This window comes from Rossellomorea arthrocnemi (genome assembly GCF_904424705.1).
Classification (GTDB): Bacteria; Bacillota; Bacilli; order Bacillales; family Bacillaceae_B; genus Rossellomorea; species Rossellomorea arthrocnemi.
On record NZ_CAJGBF010000010.1, the window covers coordinates 126989 to 147257 of the forward strand.

Annotated in this window: 22 protein-coding genes; 16 read left to right on the forward strand and 6 right to left on the reverse strand. The window is 42.9% G+C overall.

What is annotated here, in order from left to right; translation table 11 throughout:
* The first annotated feature begins 129 nt into the window (after window positions 1-129).
* Window positions 130-864: a FixH family protein gene (locus BAA9072_RS14685; RefSeq protein WP_201715428.1), complete on the forward strand. Its 735-nt coding sequence runs from the start codon at window positions 130-132 to the stop codon at window positions 862-864.
* Window positions 865-924: 60 nt separating this feature from the next.
* Here BAA9072_RS14685 and yhfH read toward each other — a convergent pair whose 3' ends face one another.
* On the reverse strand, window positions 925-1059 hold the full coding sequence (yhfH, locus tag BAA9072_RS14690) for a protein YhfH (protein ID WP_079533738.1): 135 nt from the start codon (window positions 1057-1059) through the stop codon (window positions 925-927).
* A gap of 197 nt (window positions 1060-1256) precedes the next feature.
* Here yhfH and BAA9072_RS14695 point away from each other — a divergent pair, with 197 nt between their 5' ends.
* From BAA9072_RS14695 to BAA9072_RS14740, 10 genes are all read left to right on the forward strand, one after another.
* A complete protein-coding gene (locus tag BAA9072_RS14695) occupies window positions 1257-1991 on the forward strand; it encodes an MBL fold metallo-hydrolase (RefSeq protein WP_201715429.1) in 735 nt (244 codons plus the stop codon).
* Window positions 1992-2002: 11 nt separating this feature from the next.
* Window positions 2003-2989: a lipoate--protein ligase gene (locus BAA9072_RS14700; protein WP_201715430.1), complete on the forward strand. Its 987-nt coding sequence runs from the start codon at window positions 2003-2005 to the stop codon at window positions 2987-2989.
* 152 nt (window positions 2990-3141) lie between these two features.
* Entirely contained in the window at window positions 3142-4698 is a 1557-nt protein-coding gene (locus tag BAA9072_RS14705; protein ID WP_230980878.1) for a fatty acid--CoA ligase family protein, read from the forward strand.
* Window positions 4699-5007: 309 nt separating this feature from the next.
* Window positions 5008-5784 (forward strand): enoyl-CoA hydratase-related protein, encoded by a 777-nt coding sequence (locus BAA9072_RS14710; protein ID WP_201715431.1) that lies wholly within the window; start codon window positions 5008-5010, stop codon window positions 5782-5784.
* Window positions 5785-5866: 82 nt separating this feature from the next.
* Window positions 5867-6799, forward strand: a complete 933-nt coding sequence (locus BAA9072_RS14715; RefSeq protein ID WP_201715432.1) for an alcohol dehydrogenase — start codon at window positions 5867-5869, stop codon at window positions 6797-6799.
* 118 nt (window positions 6800-6917) lie between these two features.
* A complete protein-coding gene (dcuS, locus tag BAA9072_RS14720) occupies window positions 6918-8513 on the forward strand; it encodes a DcuS/MalK family sensor histidine kinase (RefSeq protein ID WP_230980882.1) in 1596 nt (531 codons plus the stop codon).
* A complete protein-coding gene (locus BAA9072_RS14725) occupies window positions 8506-9216 on the forward strand; it encodes a response regulator (protein ID WP_201715434.1) in 711 nt (236 codons plus the stop codon). Before dcuS ends, BAA9072_RS14725 begins: the two co-directional genes overlap by 8 nt.
* 190 nt (window positions 9217-9406) lie before the next feature.
* Window positions 9407-10729 carry a 2-hydroxycarboxylate transporter family protein gene (locus BAA9072_RS14730; protein ID WP_201715435.1) on the forward strand — a complete coding sequence of 441 codons (1323 nt, stop codon included), beginning with the start codon at window positions 9407-9409 and terminating at the stop codon, window positions 10727-10729.
* Window positions 10730-10799: 70 nt separating this feature from the next.
* Window positions 10800-11702, forward strand: a complete 903-nt coding sequence (locus tag BAA9072_RS14735) for an AEC family transporter (RefSeq protein WP_201715436.1) — start codon at window positions 10800-10802, stop codon at window positions 11700-11702.
* Window positions 11703-11825: 123 nt separating this feature from the next.
* Window positions 11826-13076, forward strand: coding sequence for a YeeE/YedE family protein (locus BAA9072_RS14740; RefSeq protein WP_201715437.1), 1251 nt, complete (start codon window positions 11826-11828; stop codon window positions 13074-13076).
* 50 nt (window positions 13077-13126) lie between these two features.
* Here BAA9072_RS14740 and BAA9072_RS14745 read toward each other — a convergent pair whose 3' ends face one another.
* Complete coding sequence (locus BAA9072_RS14745) at window positions 13127-14191, reverse strand: CotH kinase family protein (RefSeq protein WP_201715438.1); 1065 nt, start codon at window positions 14189-14191, stop codon at window positions 13127-13129.
* 124 nt (window positions 14192-14315) lie between these two features.
* A complete protein-coding gene (locus BAA9072_RS14750) occupies window positions 14316-14873 on the reverse strand; it encodes a helix-turn-helix domain-containing protein (RefSeq protein ID WP_201715439.1) in 558 nt (185 codons plus the stop codon).
* Between the two features lie 102 nt (window positions 14874-14975).
* On the opposite strand from BAA9072_RS14750, the gene BAA9072_RS14755 reads away from it, so the two are divergent.
* The 4 genes from BAA9072_RS14755 to BAA9072_RS14770 all read left to right on the forward strand — a co-directional run bounded on the left by BAA9072_RS14755 (window position 14976) and on the right by BAA9072_RS14770 (window position 17956).
* Entirely contained in the window at window positions 14976-15695 is a 720-nt protein-coding gene (locus BAA9072_RS14755; protein ID WP_201715440.1) for an AzlC family ABC transporter permease, read from the forward strand.
* On the forward strand, window positions 15692-16003 hold the full coding sequence (locus BAA9072_RS14760; RefSeq protein WP_201715441.1) for an AzlD domain-containing protein: 312 nt from the start codon (window positions 15692-15694) through the stop codon (window positions 16001-16003). The genes BAA9072_RS14755 and BAA9072_RS14760 overlap by 4 nt, the downstream gene beginning before the upstream one ends.
* A gap of 176 nt (window positions 16004-16179) precedes the next feature.
* Window positions 16180-17451 (forward strand): M48 family metallopeptidase, encoded by a 1272-nt coding sequence (locus BAA9072_RS14765; RefSeq protein ID WP_201715464.1) that lies wholly within the window; start codon window positions 16180-16182, stop codon window positions 17449-17451.
* Window positions 17452-17647: 196 nt separating this feature from the next.
* Window positions 17648-17956, forward strand: coding sequence for a hypothetical protein (locus BAA9072_RS14770; protein WP_201715442.1), 309 nt, complete (start codon window positions 17648-17650; stop codon window positions 17954-17956).
* A 33-nt stretch (window positions 17957-17989) separates the two neighbouring features.
* Here the strand turns inward: BAA9072_RS14770 and BAA9072_RS14775 are convergent, their stop codons facing one another.
* Window positions 17990-18655: a DUF421 domain-containing protein gene (locus tag BAA9072_RS14775; RefSeq protein ID WP_201715443.1), complete on the reverse strand. Its 666-nt coding sequence runs from the start codon at window positions 18653-18655 to the stop codon at window positions 17990-17992.
* A gap of 135 nt (window positions 18656-18790) precedes the next feature.
* Window positions 18791-19030, reverse strand: a complete 240-nt coding sequence (locus tag BAA9072_RS14780) for an IDEAL domain-containing protein (RefSeq protein ID WP_201715444.1) — start codon at window positions 19028-19030, stop codon at window positions 18791-18793.
* A 196-nt stretch (window positions 19031-19226) separates the two neighbouring features.
* Between BAA9072_RS14780 and BAA9072_RS14785 the strand changes: the two genes are divergently transcribed.
* Window positions 19227-19796: a competence protein ComK gene (locus BAA9072_RS14785; protein WP_201715445.1), complete on the forward strand. Its 570-nt coding sequence runs from the start codon at window positions 19227-19229 to the stop codon at window positions 19794-19796.
* Window positions 19797-19804: 8 nt separating this feature from the next.
* Here BAA9072_RS14785 and BAA9072_RS14790 read toward each other — a convergent pair whose 3' ends face one another.
* Window positions 19805-20194 carry a hypothetical protein gene (locus BAA9072_RS14790; protein ID WP_201715446.1) on the reverse strand — a complete coding sequence of 130 codons (390 nt, stop codon included), beginning with the start codon at window positions 20192-20194 and terminating at the stop codon, window positions 19805-19807.
* Between the last annotated feature and the right edge of the window lie 75 nt (window positions 20195-20269).

Genomic DNA, 20269 nt, shown 5'->3' on the forward strand with positions numbered 1-20269 from the left:
TTACACACATCTACCGTTTTTTCTTCATGAAATGGACAAACCTTTCGTAAACATGAGTGTGTATACTTATTGGGGAGAGGTACATAATGGTGATACACTGAAAATAGAATGGTAGAAGGAGTGTGTATAATGAAGAAGACTAGCTTTTTTATGCTGGTAGGGTTTCTAGCATTGTTTATTGCTGCATGCGGTAATTCAAAAGAAGATAACGGAGCGAAGGACGACGAGAAATTAGAACCAATCGAGGCAAAATTAGACGTACCTGAAAAGGGGGAGAAGGGTCAAACCGTTTCTCTTTCCACGAAGGTCACACAAGGTGATGAGAACGTCGAGGATGCTGGTGAAGTGAAATATGAAATATGGAAAAATGATCATAAAGAAGAAAGTGAAATGGTCGAAGCGAAGCACGACAAAGGTGGTGTATACAAAGCTGAAAAGACGTTTGAAGAAGACGGAATGTATACAGTACAAGTTCATGTAACGGCCAGGGACATGCATACGATGCCTAAATCAGAAATTGCGATTGGCGAAGTGGAAGCAGGAGAGGATCATCAACATGGTGATCATGAAAGTACCGTGTCGATTCACCTGATGAAGCCTGACAGTGTTACAGCAGGTGAAGAAGCAGAAATGATGGTGCATGTTGAAAATCAAGAAGCTGCACTGGACGATGCCAGAGTGCGTTTTGAAATTTATCAAGACGGTCAGGAGAAACATGAGTGGGTGGATCTGGCTCCTGGTGAAGCCGGCAAGTATAGCGGTTCCTATACATTCCCGGAAAAAGGTTCATATAATGTACAGGTCCATGTAACCAAAGGAGAAGAAATTCACGAACACACAATGGAAACAGTAGTAGTACAATAACATAAAAGGATGCTCTTCAAGGGAAGAGCATCCTTTTTATTAACCCTTGATTCACCTGTTTTAGTATTCGTAGTCAGTCGTACATTTCTCGCAATAAATGCCGTAGCATTCATGTTGTTCCTCAATTGTATCTCCACATTGTGCACAAGACTTAGGCGGCAAATTTCGAAAGAACTCAACAATATTTTTTACCATGTTCATCACCCTCCGTAAATTTGTATTCACCCATCAATTGTTTGTGTTATATAACTGATGTGTTAATTTATTTTATTGTATTATAACAGTATAAGTTTCGTCAACAATTAATTCTAAAATGGGCGGAAAAAATGAAAAAATAGGCACAATGAAGTATAGTAGGGGTGTACATACTAAAGTGAAAGGCGATGTTCAAAATGAAGCTTACCGTTATTGGCCAATGGGGCGGATATCCGAAGGCAGGAGAAGCAAGCACCGGGTATTTACTTCAGCATAATGACTATAACCTCCTTATAGACTGTGGCAGTGGCGTACTGTCCCATCTGCAGCATCACGTAGAGGCAACAGACCTGGATGCGGTCCTCTTATCTCACTATCATCCGGATCATGTGGCAGATATCGGTGTACTACAACACGCTTTGTTGATTCAATATTTCCTTGGGAAGAATAAAGGTACATTACCCGTATATACCCATAGGGAAGATCAGCGGGGGTTTGAAACGATTACATATAAGGATTTAATGAAAGCCCATGAATATAAGGAAGATTCATCACTATCGATTGGCCCCTTCACCGTAACATTTGTGAAGACCATGCACCCTGTTCCATGCTACGGAATGAGAATCCAAGCAGACGGTAAAGCGCTGTTTTATACAGCAGATTCTGCTTACAGAGAAGAATTCGTTTCATTTGGACAGGATGCTGACGTGCTTCTGTGTGAATGTAATTTTTATGGGGGAATGAATTCCTCGAACGCTGGTCACATGACAAGTCTAGACGCAGGGAAGCTGGCTCATAAAACCAATGCCGGGAAGCTCATCCTCACTCACCTGCCTCATTTTGGAGATCTCTCCAAGCTCGTGACTGAAGCGAAAAGTGTTTACAACGGGGAGGCAGTATTAGCGGAAAAAGATATGGTAGTAGAAATGTAGGAGGAAGAACAATGTTATTTATTGATAATAAAGGGATCACAGATCCGCGGATCAATCTTGCTATAGAAGAATATGCACTGAAGAACCTTGATATTAATGAGAGTTATTTATTGTTTTACATTAATGAACCATCCATCATTATCGGGAAGAACCAAAACACGGTTGAAGAAATCAATACAGATTATGTGGAGAAGCAAGGTCTCCATGTTGTTCGCCGCCTTTCTGGGGGAGGAGCAGTTTATCATGACTTGGGGAATCTTAATTTCAGTTTTATCACGAAAGATGACGGTGAGAGCTTCCATAACTTCAAAAAATTCACAGAGCCTGTTGTAACAGCTCTTCATAAGCTTGGGGTAAAGGCAGAGCTGAGCGGTCGTAACGATATTATCGCAGAAGGCAGAAAGATTTCCGGTAACGCCCAGTTTTCCACTAAGGGACGCATGTTCAGCCACGGCACACTTCTGTTCGATTCGGAAATGGAGAACGTCGTTTCCGCTCTTCGTGTGAAAAAGGACAAGATCGAATCGAAGGGAATTAAATCCATTCGCAGCCGTGTGGCCAATATTTCCGAATTCCTCAATGAACAAATGAGCATAGAAGAATTCCGCTCAACCCTGCTCGATTATATCTTCGAGGGAAGCGACGTAGAAGAATATGTCCTGACAGAAGACGACTGGAAGAACATCCATAAGCTTTCAAAGGAACGCTATCAGAACTGGGATTGGAACTACGGTAAATCACCGAAATTCAATCTTCAGCATTCTCACCGATTTCCGGTCGGATCCATCGATGTACGTCTGGAAGTGAACAAAGGGAAAATTGATAACTGTAAGATTTTCGGTGATTTTTTCGGAGTCGGGAATGTAGAGGACATTGAAGAAAAGCTGACAGGTACCCGCTATGAACGGAAAGACATCGCCGGGGTTTTAGAGGGTGTTGATATTCAACACTATTTCGGAAATGTGACGAAGGATGAATTTGTGGACTTGGTGTATTAAAAAATAAATGGGAAAACCGTCCAGAATGGGCGGTTTTTTTATATCAAGATACTTGTATTAATACTATTCTTTATATAAAATATATTTTGAATACTTTTAATAGTGTGATGAATGACCATTCATTCAGTTTTTCGGAAAGGGGAGGGATACAATTGAATATCGCAACACGGTTAGATCATATCGCTCAAGAGAATGCAGATAAAACAGCCTATCATTTCTTGAATACCTCAAGTACATATGGGGAATTGAATGATGCTGTATCAAAATTTGCAAGCGGCTTAGAGCAATTAGGTCTGAAAAAAGGTGATCATATCGCGCTTGTATTAGGGAATTCTCCACATTTTGTCATCGGATTATATGGTGCTTTGCGTCTGGGGTTGAAGGTCATTCCGATCAACCCGATCTACACGCAGGATGAGATTGGCTACATTCTGAATAATGGTGACGTGAAAACAATAGTTACACTGGATTTGCTTGTACCATTGATTGGGGAAATGCAGCATCTATTAAAGGGTGTTGAGCACTTCATTCTGTGTGAATCAGGGGATGATCGGGCAAAGGATATTGATTTAGAAAAGATTTCTCTTGCTTACCCTAAAATGAAATCGTTTACAGGCGTTTTGGGGAATGGGAATCCTGGATTTCAAGGGGAGACAGTGGATGAAAATGAAGTAGCCATCATCCTCTACACTTCCGGAACGACAGGGAAACCGAAAGGCGCCATGCTCACACATAAAAATATTTACTCCAATGCGACCGACGTCGGCAGCTATTTACGAATGAATGAAGACGACACCGTCATTACAGCTTTGCCAATGTTTCATGTCTTCTGTTTGACCGTTGTCCTGAATGCACCACTTTTGAGAGGAGCGACTTTATTAATCGTTCCCCGCTTCAGTCCTAAGACTATTTTCGAGTTATCGAAGACCTATCAGCCCACCGTATTCGCAGGTGTACCGACCATGTACAACTTCCTGTTCCAGTATCCAGAAGGAAATCCAGAAGATTTATCATCTCTCCGTCTCTGTATTTCAGGCGGCGCTTCCCTGCCGGTGGCCTTATTGAAAAACTTTGAGAAAAAATTCAGCGTTATGATTTCTGAAGGCTATGGACTATCAGAAGCGTCACCCGTGACATGCTTCAACCCATTGGATAGACCAAGAAAGCCAGGATCAATCGGAACATCGATTATGAACCTTGAGAATAAAGTCGTCAATGAAATGGGGGAAGAAGTTCCTGTAGGACAAGTCGGTGAACTGATTGTGAGAGGACCAAATGTCATGAAAGGCTATTACAAAATGGAAGAAGAAACCGCCGCGACGATTCGAGACGGCTGGTTATACACCGGAGATCTTGCCCGTATGGATGAAGAAGGGTATTTCTATATTGTAGACCGGAAGAAAGAGCTGATTATCGTAGGGGGTTACAACGTTTATCCACGTGAGATTGAAGAAGTGCTGTACGAACATCCTGGTATCATGGAAGCGGCAGTCATCGGTGTTCCACATCCCGAACTGGGTGAAGCTGTCAACAGCTATGTTGTAAAAAACGATCCATCTCTAACAGAACAAGACGTGCTGGAGTATTGTAAAGAACATCTTGCGAAATATAAGCTTCCCGCTTCCATCGAGTTCCTCGATGAACTGCCGAAAAACACCACTGGTAAAATTTTAAGGAGAGCGCTGAAAGAGCAAGTGCTTCAATCATAGAAAAAAAAGATGTTCAGTGGATCACTGAGCATCTTTTTGTTCCATTTCAGGTACTGTTGTAGATGCAGGAGGTCAGTATGGGTAGGCTGATTCACAACCGCAAAAAAAATCGGCTGTTAATACTGAAGGTATTTATTTGTCTATTTCAGGAACCTGCGCTTAGAAAGTTGAATGGAGCGGAAATCAACCTGCACTATTCTTTTAAAAACAATAAAGTTTACGAATACAGCCTAAAAAATGAAAGGGTTTTCTCGATTCTTGTCGAATCATACATAAGGAGGAAACACTTATACAAAGGGGAGAACAAACATGGAATCCATTTTACTAGAACAAAAGGGTCACGTTGCAACGGTTACCATCAACCGACCGGAGGCAATGAACGCCTTTAATTACGATACTCTGAATGAACTCCAGCAAGTAGTCGAAGCCCTGCGCATCAACCCGGACATCAGAGTCGTCATCTTCACAGGAAGCGGAGAAAAAGCCTTCTCGGTCGGTGCCGACTTAAAAGAACGAAAGACCCTTACGGAACAACAAGTCATCCGCAACGTCTATAAAATCGGCGAAGTCTTCCAATCCGTCGCCACCCTCCCACAACCTACCATTGCTGCGATGAACGGCTACGCATTTGGTGGAGGGATGGAACTGGCCCTGGCTTGTGACTTCCGAATTGCTGTAGCAAGTACGACAATGGGACTGACTGAAACAAGCCTTGCCATCATCCCGGGAGCAGGGGGTACCCAGCGTCTTCCAAGATTGGTTGGCGAATCCAAAGCCCTCGAGCTTATTTTGACGGCTAAGCGATTAACTTCAGAAGAAGCGTTGAACATCGGACTTGTTACAAAAGTAGTAGAAAAAGAGAATTTCTTGGGTGAAATGCATGCATTCGTGGAACCGATGTTAGTGAACGGGCCAATTGCCTTGCAACAGGCAAAGTTTGCCGTGAAGAATGGGATGAATACAGATCTGCAGACGGGTTTGCAGATTGAAAGAAAAGCATATGAAATCACGATTCCCACTGAAGACCGGGTGGAGGCTTTATTGGCATTCAGTCAGAAGAGGAAGCCGGAGTTTAAGGGGAAGTGAGAAGATTGGTTCAAAAGAACTCCTTTGAGGGTTCTTTTTTTTTAATAGCTTTTCCATTAAAATTCATGAAAGGGAGGATCACATGATACAAACAGTACTTGAACTCAAGGCAAAAAAGACATGGAAATGGACCACCAAAACCATACCCCCACTAAAAGAAGATGAAATTCTAATTAAAACCGTTGCAGGAGCCATCAGCATCGGGGCAGAACTTCCTCAATATAATGAAACCGATCTTACCGATGATCCACCGTCGTACCCTAAAGAAACAGGATATGAAAGCTTTGGGAAAGTGATAGCCATTGGGGAGGCAGTCAAAGGCTTTAAGATTGGTGACCTGGCGATTGCGTTTTATGGGCATAAGGATTACGGGGTTGTAAAAGAGAGTAAGGCCATTTTTGTGCCGGTTGGTATCCATCATGCTGATGCTTTGCTCGTCATATTGTCATGTGATGCAGCGAAAGGATGTCTCAAGTTGAACCCGAAAGCGACTGATCGTGTGGCGGTTACAGGTGCCGGCACTATGGGTCTATTGGCTGTCTATTTTTTGAAAGAGTATATGAACGTAAGGCACATTGATATGATAGAACCTCGTGGTACCAGAGGCAGACTAGCAAGGAAACTGGGTGCAGAAACCATTTATCATAATGTAAATGCATACCCAAGTAACTACTATGATTACGGGTTAGTGTGTTCAGGTTTTAATAAAGGATTCAAGTTTCTTCAAAAATCCCTTAAGCAGGAAGCTGAAATTTGCATATTATCCGACGGAAATAAGGAGCCTTTTGTACTGCAACCTGACTTTTACCGTAAAGAACTTAAGGTTGTTGGTTCAAGTGATGGCTGGGATTATAAAAAGCACTCGAAATGGTATTTTGAACAGATCAAAGATAAGAGTTCCGGATTACGCGAGTTGTTTGAGAAAACGATTAACTTTGAGGAGCTACCCGAGTGTTTTGAAGAGTTGGATACAGGAAACAGTTCTCCTATAAAGGTTCTGGTGAATTATCCCTAGAATCATTCTTTCAAAAGAGGTTTTGAAACGGTGCCACTTTATTTTCGAGAGTCTATATAAAACCAATAATCATGTAAAATACAATCATAGCAAACTACACAGGAGGACTCCCGTGAAAATGAAAAAGCTTAGATTAAGTACCCTTATCATCCTCTTTGTCTGTGGTGTTGTCCTTATTTCCCTTGTCATAACCGACCTGCTTATTTCAAGGACCATCAATGACAATATTGAAGCAAATATTGAAGAAAAAGCCAAGATCGTTTCAAGGACAGTGGCTCACTCAACCATTGTAAAGAGTGGTCTTCAGAAACAAGAAAGTGAAGAGAGCATTCAAGAATACGCACTGGATATTCAAGAATCAGCAGACGTCTTGTTTGTTGTGGTGATGAATATGGAGGGCATACGTAAATCCCACCCTGATCCTGAACGAATTGGCAAGCACTTTGTCGGCGGGGATGAAAAAGACGTTCTGGAAGGAAAAGAAAGCTTGTCCATTTCCGAGGGGACTCTTGGTAAGTCTGTCAGGGCATTTTCTCCCGTTTATAATGAGCAGCATGAACAAATCGGAGCAGTGGCAGTCGGGATTTCCCTGAATAGTGTAGAGGAAGCATTGAATCAAAGCCACTCGAACATTTTATTGGGATCGGTCATCGGAGTTGCTGTGGGGATCATTGGAGCTATTATCATTGCGAAGTACATAAAGAAAATTTTATTCGGGCTTGAACCTATAGCAATCGCTAAGATTTTGGAGGAACGGAACACGATGCTCCAGTCTGTTCATGAAGGAGTGGTGGCTGTGAATAAGGATACTACCATTTCCCTGGTGAATATATCAGCACTGAAAATTTTCAATGAAGCTGGTCTGAACTCAGATCCGATAGGAATGCCCATTAAGGAATATATGCCTTATACAGGGCTTGAACGTGTCATGGAGACGGGAAAATCTGAGCTAGATGAAGAGCAGACAATCAATGGGGTAGCTATACTCGTGAACCGGGTTCCATTAATCGTTAACGATGAGGTAGTTGGAGCGATCTCTACTTTCCGGGATAAGACGGAAGTAAATCAATTGGCGGAGCAACTAACAGGTGTAAAATCATATGCGGAAGCGCTCCGTGCCCAGTCCCATGAGTTCATGAATAAATTGCATGTGATCCTGGGATTACTTAAGATGAAGGATTACACCCATTTAGACCGGTATGTGAAAGAGCTTGTTTCCTTACGTGTTGATGAAGTGAGCATGGTGACGTCGAAAGTGAAAGACCCTGCCCTTGCCGGTTTTATTATGGGGAAACTAAGCTACGCCAGGGAAAAGAACGTATCATTAACCATTGAATGCCATGACGTCATTCCAGAACCCTCGGATCCAGGCGTTACCCATAAGCTGATTACCGTGATCGGAAACCTCTTGGATAATAGTATTGAGGCAACCATGGAATGTGATGAAAAGGAAGTATTGATGGAGTTATTTTATCGGGAGGATCAGTTTGAAATGGTTGTAACCGATACAGGAATCGGAATGCCGGATGATATGGTAGAGGATATTTTCACCAAAGGGTTTTCTTCCAAGGGGGAAGAACGGGGGTATGGCCTTTTCTTAGTGAAAGAGTGCCTCGGCAAACTCAATGGGAGTCTTCATGTTGAATCAAAGGTAGGCTCAGGAACGACACTGATTGTTCAAGCTTCATATAAGGAGGGGAAGAAAAGTGATTAATGTATTGATTGTAGAAGACGATCCCATGGTAGCCCGATTTAATCAAAGTTATCTGGGGGAAATCAAAGGGTTTCAATTAATCGGGATTTCGAATTCGATTGAAGATGCCATGGTGAAATTGAAGGAATGTAAGATTGACCTGATTTTATTGGATGTTTATATGCCCGGGGAACGAACAGGAATGGATTTATTGGAGCAAATACGCAAGGAGCAGAGGGAGACAGATGTCATTCTCATCACAGCCGCATCAGAAGCCGATAATATCCAGAGTGCTCTTCGCATGGGGGTAGTGGATTATTTGATCAAGCCTTTCGAGTTTGAACGGTTTAAAAAAGCATTGACGACTTATCGGGAGAGTAATCACCTGCTCCAAAGACAATCTACTGTCGATCAGAGTGAGTTGGATTTACTTTTACTCAGGGATGTACAAGAAACCTTAGAGAAAGTGTCCCTTCCAAAAGGATTGACGAGAAGCACGTTGGCGTCTATCTATGAGGAGATTGTGAGTTTTGAAGAAGAGTCTTTTTCGACAGATGATATTGCAGACGTGACGTCTATTTCAAGGGTGTCAATCAGAAAGTATCTCAGGTTTTTGAAAGATATCGGTATTGTGGATGAAACCCTGGTCTATGGAATCGGAAGGCCGGTCTATCAGTATACCTTGAATAGAAGGAATATCTCCAGAATGGAAAGTTATTTATAAGCAGCTACGAGGCTGCTTATTTTAATTTCAAAAAACAAACAATAGTTTCATAATCTATGAAACGGTTAAACGGTTCAATAAAATGAGCATATAGTGTAAGCGGTTACGAAATAACAAGTAAGGGTGCTGGATAAAACGGCACAGTAAATAGTTCGGTCGTACTTTTTATTACAATAAAGGGGATGAGGAAATGGGACAAGCAGCGTCAACACTCTCATATAAGAATGAGGAAACGAAAGAGAACGTAACTCTTGCGAAAGGACGTTCTCTACAGATTTTTAATATGCCGATCCTTTGGTTCCTGGTCTTTACGGGAATAACGCTTGCGAGCTTGTATACGGGAAACCTTCCGGGAGGAATGATTGGAAGTCTTCTCGTCATGATGGTTCTTGGTGAGTTATTTGGATGGGTAGGGGACCGCACGCCGATTGTAAAAACGTTTCTCGGTGGTGGGGCGATCATTGCCATATTCGGATCTGCATTTATGGTCTATTCTGGTATATTGCCGGAGACAACGGTTACATCCATGACAGACTTTATGAAATCAGGCGGATTTCTGAATTTCTATATTGCTGCCTTAATTACCGGAAGTATTTTAGGAATGAACTCAAAGGTTTTGGTTAAAGTGGGACTGCGCTATTTCCTTCCGATATTTGGAGCGGTAGCCGGAGCCGTGGTTGTTGCAGGAATATTTGGGTCTCTTGTCGGATTTACCCTACAAGAATCCATACTCGTCATTACGATGCCGATCATGGGGGGAGGAATGGGAGCAGGAGCTGTTCCCATGAGTCAGATTTATTCTGAAATGATGGGGAATGAGCCGAGTTATTATATTTCCATGCTTGTACCCGCTTTGGCATTAGGAAATGTATTTGCTATCATTTTAGCAGCGGTCCTTGATATTATCGGAAAAAAAGTCCCTTCCCTGAGCGGAAACGGACAGTTGATGAAAGGTTTCACTTATGAGAAAGCAAAGCAAAAGTATAATATTGACAAGATGGGAGTAGGATTACTTGCTGCCCTGACATTCTTTACGGTTGGTTCCTTGCTGGGCTCCATTCTCCCGCTCCATCCTTACGCGATCATGATCATTCTTGTAGCTGTTGCTAAGATTTCAAACCTCATTCCTCAAAATGTAGTAGAGGGAGCGAGTCAGTGGTATCAATTTGTTGCGAGTAACTGGACCTTCGCTTTATTATTTGGAATCGGTGTCGCGTACACGGATTTGAATACGGTCCTTGAAGCTTTGACTCTTCAATATATCCTGACCGTACTCGGAGTGGTATTAGGGGCGATTATCGGTGCGGGAATCCTTGGAAGATTGGTTGGTTTCTATCCGATCGAAGCAGCAATCACTGCGGGACTGTGCATGGCGAATATGGGAGGAACAGGGGATGTGGCCGTGTTGTCAGCCTCCAAACGAATGGAGCTTATGCCATTCGCCCAGATTTCCTCCCGACTTGGCGGTGCGCTGATCCTGCTCCTCGCAGGTTTGATTATCCCATTGTTGTGAATATGGTACACTTAGGCTTGACTCGAGTAGTCAAGTCTATCTTTCATTTTAATAGATTGTGGTGACATAAATGGACGTAATATTAATCGTACTGCCCGCATTACTAGTCTTTCTCGTTGGATTTATCGGCCAAAAGAAACTGGGATTCGAGATCAACTCGATATCCAAGATGGCCATCTATTTAATGTATCCATTTCTCGCATTCAAGACCTTTTATGAGAATGAACTGAATTTGGATTATCTTTATATCTTTCTTTTTTGTATTGCCCTTTGTATGATATTGATTCTTTCTATTAAAATAGTAGCGGGGATCAGGAATTATTCAAAACCGAGAGCATCGGCTATGATTCTTTCAGGGGTATTCATGAATTCCGGTAATTACGGCGTACCGATCATCCTGTTCGGGTTCGGGGAGATCGGTTTCCGCTATGCGGTTATCATGATGGTGATTCAGTCGTTTCTTATGAATACGATCGGCCTGTATTATGCCATCAGTGGGAGTGACAAAGCGAGGGACTCGAAGGAAATCTGGATGAAGATCCTTAAAATGCCGATCCTTCATGGAGCGTTCATCGGGCTTGTTTTTCAGGTTTTGCACCTGAAGGTTCCTTTGTTCTTAAGTCAAACCATCGACTTGATTTCACAAGCGACGATTCCTACGATCATGGTGGTTCTCGGAATGCAGCTCGCCACTCTTGGAGGGAAGAAAGTGGAGAAAAGTGCATTATCTTTCATTGTGATCATGAGAATGGTGGCTTCACCCATCCTGGCAGTGGCTATCGTTTCCCTGCTGCCTATTTCCTCGACACTGGGTTCAATCCTCATCATATTGGCCAGCATGCCGACTGCAGCGAACACGACGATGTTTTCCCTGCAATTCAATACAGAACCTGATTTAGTGTCGGCAAGTACTTTGGTCACGACCCTTCTGAGTATCGTGACGATTCCTGTCATGTTGGCGCTTGTTTCGTGATTAAAAACCGCTTTCTCAAGCGGTTTTTTTATTGGAAACTATTTTTTTTGACAGATGTCATAGAATCTATTACGATTGTAAAATAAATTCCAACCAAATCAATAAGATTAAGGAGGATTATTTATGGCTGGCTATGTTCAACCAATCAATGAACAAAAAGGACCGGAGAAAGCGAGTACCGAATTGGACTCGCCTCAGACTTCACTAGTGGCCGGTGGGATCATCGTCACAGCGGTTCTTGGCATCTACCTGCTCATTACACAAGAAATGGCCCAAACCGTGCTTCTTGTTCTTGGACTGCTGTTAGGCTATACATTATTTCATGCGCGATTCGGATTTACTTCTGCCTTCCGCAGGGTGATGTCTGTAGGGAACGGGCAGGCAATGCGATCCCATATGTTGATGCTTGCCGTTGCCGTGACTTTATTTGCGCCCCTCCTTGCCACTGGCTACACATTTTTTGGCGGGGAAGCCACTGGCTATGTTTCACCGGTCGGTGTCAGCCTGATTATTGGGGCTTTCCTGTTCGGAATCGGTATGCAGCTGGGAGGTGGATGTGCTTCTGGCACCCTTTATGCGATTGGAGGGGGGCGTTCAGTCATGTTCATCACACTTTTATTCTTTATTGTGGGTGCAACAGTGGGAGCGGCACATCTTCCATTCTGGACGGAGGAGCTTCCTTCCTTTAAGCCGATCTCGTTAGCGACGTCCACTGGATTAGGTTATTTCGGGGCATGGGTCGTTTCCATGTTATTCTTTGGGCTGGTTGCGTGGGTCACTATGCGAATCGAAAAGAAGAAGAATCCACCACAGATGGCGCAACTTCCCTCAGTAAAAGGCTGGAAGCGGATCTTCCGTGGATCCTGGCCTCTTATCGGAGCTGCCATCGTGCTTGCGGTATTAAATGCCCTCACTCTCATGACGAGGGGGAATCCATGGGGAATTACATCGGCCTTTGCCCTATGGGGATCAAAGTTTGCCGGAATGTTCGGAGTCGACGTTGCAAGCTGGGGTTATTGGTCAGGAGCCAATGCAGAGGCCCTTCAAGCGTCAATCTTTGCTGATTCCACCACCGTTTTGAATTTCGGTGTCATCCTTGGAGCGTTTCTTGCCTCCGCTGCAGGTGGATTGTTCCGCTTCAATAAGATCACCGGAAAAAATGCCTCAGCATCCGTCATTGGGGGACTGTTGATGGGGTACGGTGCCCGCCTGGCATTCGGATGTAACATCGGTGCTTACTTCGGGGGAATTGCTTCCTTCAGTCTTCACGGTTACATCTGGGGAGTCCTGGCCCTTGCCGGCACGTTCCTAGCACTTTATCTTCGTCCACTGTTCGGCTTGTCCGTTCCAAAACCGAAGGATACGTTCTGTTAATCCATGGTACTGCTTGGGAACATCTTGTTTCCAAGCAGTATTTTTTTTAGTTAAAGATACTTTAATTCCTGTCTCAGGAAAGCACTGCGATCTTCAATGAACTGAAAGATGAAAGAAGGTTCTTTGTCATACAAATCAACATCTTTTTGAAAATGAGGATCCATAAGAACATAGGGCCTCAGGGATGAATGTAAACTCAAAACCTTATCTTCAAAGTATTCCATATTAAACTTCGTTTCAAGTATCTCTTCCAAAATATCTTTATATAATTTCCGAAATCCGGATCGTTTCATTAGTTGTGTGGTAAGTTTGTTTTTGGTTTTTCCAGTAATCGGTACATAATCCCATTCCATGACGTCTCCATTTACTTTTCGTCCAAACGTAGCATCGTAATCCCAGGGAATGATGGAAAATAGCTGATCGCGCCGGTTTAAATATAAAGCGTAGTTGTGAGTGAATCCATCATTGTTCATCGTACAAACAGCTCCAGCGAGCCACCTCAAGTAGTTCTCCATGTGTAACCATTGGGGGATTTCCCGTTGGAAGGTTGAAGGTGCATTGATTCTCTTGATGAAGTGAATAAGTAGATGGTCATCTTCCATTTTTCCAAGTTTTCGTTGATAACCTGATGTAAGACCTCTTTTCCTTTTTTGTGAAAAATCAGCTTTGTCGCTGACTGCATAATAAATCGTTCCGGGGGGAAGCTCTCTCTTTTTCAGGTACATTTCATCCACCGACTCGAGTTGAAGGTATAAACCTAGGGGTTCTCCCTCCTGGGTAAGAAATACATGCTGACTATTCGGAGTGTGAATCCCCACATCCCTCATGAAATCAAGGGAAAGTTTGTTTCGGAAGTGAGAAGGATCGAATGACTCTGCATTCAAATGTATTTCTGAGGAAGCGTCCCATCCGGGTGGATTATCAAATTCTACATGATATGATTTCTTTTTCAATTCCCGTGTGTAAGACCCCCTGTACCGGATATGGATGTCATACATGGTATTCTCTATCTCTAAACGGGCCGGCACAGGTGAGGTACTCCATACATCACGTTCCAGTTCCCTTAAATCAGTACGATCGATTTGGAGGTCAAATGAGGGTAAGGAAGGAGTCATGTTCATTATTCTCCTCTCAACTTTTTTAATAGATGTAATAGTATATTGGTCAGATCCACGTATTGACACGCTTTGCATGAAGAAAAAAGCTGCCATGGAATGGGATCACCATTCCATGGCAGCTTTACTCTTCCCCGTAATATATGACCATCTGGCAGACAGCCACCTGATCTGACTCGTTGGAATATTCATGACCGGAGTCCCCGGCGAACCGAATCGAGCTTCCTTCAGGCAATACATATTTTTCCTCAGCTATCTTGAGGGAAACACTTCCAGAGAGGACCGTGATGTATTCCTCTACCCCCTTCGTATGCCCTTCATTACAGTAGGCACATCCAGGCTTCATCTCCACTCGATAGCTTTCCCATTTTTTCAATGGGTCGAAAGGAAAGATCGGGTACACGACATAGTTGCCGTCATCTTCAAGCACAGGCTGGACGTCCTCATAATGAATGATGGACACTTGTTTGTTTGGCTTTTCGATGAGGGAAGAGAAAGAAACCTTCAATCCATTGGCTATTTTCCACAGTATCGCAACAGTGGGGTTCGAGTCACCCCGTTCAATCTGGCCGATCATTGCTTTGCTGACTCCTGTTCTCTCAGCCATTTGTTCCAGGCTGAAACCGCGTTCTCTACGGATCTTTCTAATATTATCACCAATTTGTATCGGGAAATTTTCCATGCTCAAAACTCCTCTTGTATACTATAGCATCTGTATGTATAATATAATAAATTATCGAAAAATAAAAATAGTACTGACTTCTATTATAAAGGATGTGAGAGGATGGAGGCACTTCTTTCAACGAAAAAAGTAAGTGATTTTCGCCTTGGCCTGCAGGGTGGTCTTAGCATTGCGATCGGATATATGCCCGTTGCCCTGACCTTTGGATTATTGGCACGGACAACCGGATTAACCGTGACGGAGACAATCCTGATGAGCATGCTCGTGTTCGCCGGGGCCGCTCAGTACATTTCATTGAGTCTGATTGCGGTGGGGACCGGGATTTTTGAGATCATTCTCACAACGTTCATCGTGAACATCCGCCACTTTCTGATGTCTGCTTCGTTAAGTGAGAAGCTTGAGGAAGACCGTTTGTTTAAAAAGCTTTTCTATGCGTTTGGCATCACGGACGAAACCTTCACGGTCATCAGTGTCAAAGAGGGAAAGGTACGGACGGGTTTTGCCGTTGGTGTCATACTCATCTCATACGGAAGCTGGGTCGTGAACTCCGGGATAGGGTACTTTATCGGGGAGATCCTTCCTGCATTCCTTCAGGCCAGCATGACGATTGCGCTTTACGCCATGTTTGTCGGACTTCTCGTTCCGTCCATGAAAAAAAGCGTCAAGGTCACGTTTTTGGCTGTGGTAGCTGGTACTCTGAATAGTATCCTCCTGTTTACCACGACCCTTTCAAATGGCTGGTCGATTGTGGCCGCTACCATTGTTTCAGCGGTGATTGTGGAAGTGGTGGTTTCGGTAAAAGAGAGGGGGAAGATCCGATGAATAGTACGATTGTATGGATGATCATCGGAATGGCAATAGTGACGTACATTCCGAGAATGCTTCCTTTCATTGTGTTTAAAGGAAAAGAGCTCCCTCCATTTCTTCAAGGTGTGTTAAAAAATGTCCCTTTTGCTGTATTGGGAGCGTTAATTTTCCCGAGTATCGTGTTGATCCAGGAAGGGAACCTCCTGTTTGGAGCGGTAGGGACGGTTGCCGCCTTTGTCATTGCTTTTCTTGGTGCCAACGTAATCCTTGTGGTGATCGGGGCGATTTCCGTTTTGTCGCTGTATTCGATATTCTTAATGTAGGTGCAAGTGAGTCGCGATTCTCTGGGTCGGGGCTTTTTTTACACATAAAAACTCCAGAAGGGTATATAAACGATTTATCACGTCAAGCCGGGTACTTTTACTGAGATGTGTTTAGGTTCTAAAACTTTGGACAGGGTATTACATATAGTAGTGAAGACGAGAAGGGAGGAAACATGTTGGCTAGAAAATGGGCGTTACGGTCGATATTTGCTTATTTGCTATTAGGCTTATTTTTATATGTGTACTTATTTTTCCTGGCGGATTCCACTTTACCTGAAATGTATAAGGGAAGCAGTGCGGACCCGGCTACTTTTATGAACAATAAAGAAATCATGTTGAGTGAGGACTTTTCGAAAATCAAGAATCTCTTGTTCTTCTTATCCACTCCGTATGAATGGTTATTTTATTTCTTGATCATGATTTTCGGTGTATCCCGTGTGTTTGAGAAGTGGGCGAGGGGGACAGTGAAGAACGGTTTTCTTCAAACGGGCATTTACTTGTTCTGGTTGTCGATCGCTTCTTTTGTCGCAATTTTCCCATTGCAGTACATTTCATTTAAAATTTCAAAAAGCTACAATATTTCCACTCAGACATTTTCCATGTGGATGAAAGATGAAATCACGGATTTCTGGGTGAATTATCTTTTGATGTTCATCATTGTCTCGGTCCTGTATGCCCTGATGAAGCGCTTCAAACAGCGCTGGTGGCTTGCGGCATGGGCTTTGTCTGTGCCATTCACGATTTTCATGATGTTCGTACAGCCTGTCCTGATAGACCCCCTCTATAATGACTTCTATCCATTGAAGGATAAAGCGTTGGAGGAGCAGATCCTGTCCCTTGCAGACAGGGCGAAGATCCCTGCAGATCACGTATTTGAAGTCGATATGTCCGAGAAGACCAATTCCCTTAACGCGTATGTCACCGGAGTGGGATCCAATTCCAGGATCGTCTTATGGGACACAACCCTTGAAAAGCTGACAGACAAGGAAATCCTCTTTGTCATGGCCCATGAAATGGCGCATTATGTGGAAAAGCACATCTACATCGGGATCGGGATCTATCTCGTTCTGTCCTTCTTCGGACTATTCCTGACAGCCAAGCTGATGAGGGGGATCGTGGCGAATCATAGTGATGATTTGAAAGTATCGAGCGTCTCGAACTTGAGCTCACTTCCTTTATTTTTAATGATAACGTCCATGCTTTTGTTTACGATCAGTCCACTCAGTAACTGGATCTCCCGGTATCAGGAAACGAGGGCAGACCGCTATGCCATCGAAATGACCAGTGACAAGGAAGCGGCCATTTCGTCCTTCCAGAAGTTATCGAAGGTAGGACTATCCCAAGTGAACCCGCCTCTTTTAGTGAAAGTTTTCCGTTACGGACACCCGACCATGCTTGAGCGTCTGTCGATGCTTGAACAATATGAAGCACAAAAGAAAGAAGAGTAAAGAGAAAAGGCCGAGTCAAATCTAAAATTGACTTGGCTTTTTTATTTTTGAATGAAAGAGGGGAAGAATACACATTCAGCTATGACTTGAAAACAGAAAGGCTGAGTAATTATTTATCGATAAATTATAACTAATATGGTAAAATAAGTAATATTATTAAAATTGGATGGAGAGGCGGTTGGGGATGGAAGTAATCATGAACCAAAAACTATTGTTGTTTTTTAGCAAGATTGCTTTTACTATGTTGGTGTTAGTGGGATTGCCATTTTGGAGTTATCTTGAAACGGGCCGCCCAATGATGGAGTGGTCATTGATCATTGGAATATTGATCACTTTGACCATCATTTATGCGTACGGAGATGGTTACCGGTATCAAAGAATCCAACATATGATAAAAGGGAAACAAAAGAGTTTTTATCACTCGATTTCATTCTGGACAGCCTTAATTTATACTGTAGTGGTATTCTATTTAACAGTAAAAGCTTACGGGAACATTTTCTACTGAACTCTTGAAGTAACATAAAGAGAAAAGGCCAGTCTAGGCCTTTTCTCTTTTGCTGATGACGAGATTCTTTGCTTTTTCCGTCATATAGGCGAAGATCACATCTTTGTGATGCAGGTTGGAATTGGTTAGTTGAGTTTCCAGCCATTCCCTCGATTTCCCCAGGAGTTTCAAATTCCTGGTTTGAATCTTACCGTCCACTATGACTGAAATCGGCAGACCTTCATCGTCGATTTTTAACTTGAGATGTTCTACGGTGACCGGAGTATTTTCTACCTTTGGGATGATGCTCACCTCACCGATCGGCTCGAGCATCGCATAGTCCACATCTGAAATCTTGGGGTATCCTTGAGATCTGAGGATGGACGTTAATTGAATGAGAGAGATTTTTGATTTTTCCAAATTATCTTCTAATATTTCACCATTTTTTATTAACAATGTCGGCTCTCCCAGGAAGAACCGGTTTCCCCATTGACTTAACGTAAGGAAGGAAAACAGCACATGGAGCCCCACAAGGAAGACGAGGGCTGTGATGGTCGGCCAGAATTTTGTTGAAATCAATGGCTCAGAGGCGATGGTCCCGACGATGATGATCGCCACCAGGTCATACGGGGTCATTTGAACAATCGTTGATTTTCCCATCAGTCTCATAGCCGCAATGGTGATCAGGTAGAGGACAAGAACTTTTATTAGTAGGATCATGATGATTCGCTCCATCGTATTAAGGATAGCTATTAGGATTTGCCATTGGGGAGGAAGTCATGCATGAAGAGATAAGACGGGCCCGTCCATTAAAAAGGGAATGGCTGACTCGAGAGATGGAGTCAGCCATTTTTATTATGATCCGTAGCTTACGTTCAGGTCATTTAATTCTTTTGATAATTTCATGAACAGTACTTTATCTTTTGTATCCAGGGCAGAATCAATGTCAGTTAGAAGTTTGGTTTTCTGCGTCATTAGAATGCTTTCATGCAACACCATATCAATATAGATCTCCATCACGCTTTTTTCAACGGCTTTCTTCCGGGTCATGGCAGCGGCTTTCATCATTTCTGTATAGGACTTTTTGCTTTCCATATACCTCACCCCTGAATTCTTTTTATTAGTATATGGGGTAAGTAGTAAAAATTCAACTAAAAAATTAAATATTCTGATAATTTTTTATTCATACATGAGCGGAAGAAGATAAATATCAGAATTTTTAAAAATATAGGAGACAACCCTCGAAATTTATGGTATTATTTTGGTGAAAAATGTAAATGGAGGCGATGAAATGAGAGAAAAATCTCGAATTATAGAAGAATATGAAGTGAATCCCCATACGATGATCCTTCAGCCTATGGAATATGGCGCCAGGACATTTACGAAAATAATTGAGGTGGACGACGTATTAATTTCTCCGTTCAAACCCTTTGATATCCTGAAGAAAAGTTGTGAATTCTTTGGCTGCTCCTATGAAGGCAGGAAAGAAGGAACGAAAAAACTTACGGGTATCATCTACAAAGCCCCCATCATGGTTAACCCTGATATGTCCATTTATCTATTCCCAACATCATCTCCAGTGAAGCAGGAATGTGCCTGGATCTCCCACTCCCATGTCCGGGGATATGAACGATTGACAAATGGGTCAACACGAATCTTCCTTCAAAACAATGAATCCTGCACGGTTCCCATTTCATACAGTTCCTTTGAAAATCAAATGCTCCGCACCTCGGATTTACGTATTGCCTATACACAGCGAATCGCAGAAATGGAAAGTAAATATAATACAAAGATCATGATTGATACGAATAATATGAAAACGTTCTATCTTAATCGACATATCCACAAAACCGACGCGTGAGCAATGCATCACGCTTCTTTTGTTGTATCGGTCTCCGTTTCCGTGAAGCGGCGGTACAAATAATGCCTCATTAAATCCTCCACCCGGTTCCGGAGTCTCGGATTGAAGTAATTATGGTGTTCTTCATACCCCTTATACAAAAACATATACATCGTAAAAGAATCATCCGTTTGAATCCGTTCAACCTTCATCTTATTCGTCCTAATATACTTTTTAACATGGGCGAGTTCTCCTTGGATGACCTTCATCGTCTCTTCGATCATTTCTAAATAAGGTCGTTTCAACTTAAACGGGCTGCTGTTGACGATTTGCAGGTCACGATTCAATATCGTCAGCACCATGGGCAGATAGATCGCCTGCTCCAAAATATTCCGATCACTCTCCGGGATTCTTGTCATAAGAAAAGACTCCTTCTCATTTTGATTTGGGTTAGAACGTATGTTCGTATTATTTATTTTACGTTGCTTTCAATA

Excerpts from the sequence above, each read along its gene's own strand:
- BAA9072_RS14685 (WP_201715428.1), top strand. The coding sequence starts at position 130 with ATGAAGAAGACTAGCTTTTTTATGCTGGTAGGGTTTCTAGCATTGTTT.
- yhfH (WP_079533738.1), bottom strand. The coding sequence starts at position 1,059 with ATGGTAAAAAATATTGTTGAGTTCTTTCGAAATTTGCCGCCTAAGTCT.
- BAA9072_RS14695 (WP_201715429.1), top strand. The coding sequence starts at position 1,257 with ATGAAGCTTACCGTTATTGGCCAATGGGGCGGATATCCGAAGGCAGGA.
- BAA9072_RS14700 (WP_201715430.1), top strand. The coding sequence starts at position 2,003 with ATGTTATTTATTGATAATAAAGGGATCACAGATCCGCGGATCAATCTT.
- BAA9072_RS14710 (WP_201715431.1), top strand. The coding sequence starts at position 5,008 with ATGGAATCCATTTTACTAGAACAAAAGGGTCACGTTGCAACGGTTACC.
- BAA9072_RS14715 (WP_201715432.1), top strand. The coding sequence starts at position 5,867 with ATGATACAAACAGTACTTGAACTCAAGGCAAAAAAGACATGGAAATGG.
- dcuS (WP_230980882.1), top strand. The coding sequence starts at position 6,918 with ATGAAAAAGCTTAGATTAAGTACCCTTATCATCCTCTTTGTCTGTGGT.
- BAA9072_RS14730 (WP_201715435.1), top strand. The coding sequence starts at position 9,407 with ATGGGACAAGCAGCGTCAACACTCTCATATAAGAATGAGGAAACGAAA.
- BAA9072_RS14735 (WP_201715436.1), top strand. The coding sequence starts at position 10,800 with ATGGACGTAATATTAATCGTACTGCCCGCATTACTAGTCTTTCTCGTT.
- BAA9072_RS14740 (WP_201715437.1), top strand. The coding sequence starts at position 11,826 with ATGGCTGGCTATGTTCAACCAATCAATGAACAAAAAGGACCGGAGAAA.
- BAA9072_RS14745 (WP_201715438.1), bottom strand. The coding sequence starts at position 14,191 with ATGACTCCTTCCTTACCCTCATTTGACCTCCAAATCGATCGTACTGAT.
- BAA9072_RS14750 (WP_201715439.1), bottom strand. The coding sequence starts at position 14,873 with ATGGAAAATTTCCCGATACAAATTGGTGATAATATTAGAAAGATCCGT.
- BAA9072_RS14755 (WP_201715440.1), top strand. The coding sequence starts at position 14,976 with ATGGAGGCACTTCTTTCAACGAAAAAAGTAAGTGATTTTCGCCTTGGC.
- BAA9072_RS14760 (WP_201715441.1), top strand. The coding sequence starts at position 15,692 with ATGAATAGTACGATTGTATGGATGATCATCGGAATGGCAATAGTGACG.
- BAA9072_RS14770 (WP_201715442.1), top strand. The coding sequence starts at position 17,648 with ATGAACCAAAAACTATTGTTGTTTTTTAGCAAGATTGCTTTTACTATG.
- BAA9072_RS14775 (WP_201715443.1), bottom strand. The coding sequence starts at position 18,655 with ATGATCCTACTAATAAAAGTTCTTGTCCTCTACCTGATCACCATTGCG.
- BAA9072_RS14780 (WP_201715444.1), bottom strand. The coding sequence starts at position 19,030 with ATGGAAAGCAAAAAGTCCTATACAGAAATGATGAAAGCCGCTGCCATG.
- BAA9072_RS14785 (WP_201715445.1), top strand. The coding sequence starts at position 19,227 with ATGAGAGAAAAATCTCGAATTATAGAAGAATATGAAGTGAATCCCCAT.
- BAA9072_RS14790 (WP_201715446.1), bottom strand. The coding sequence starts at position 20,194 with ATGACAAGAATCCCGGAGAGTGATCGGAATATTTTGGAGCAGGCGATC.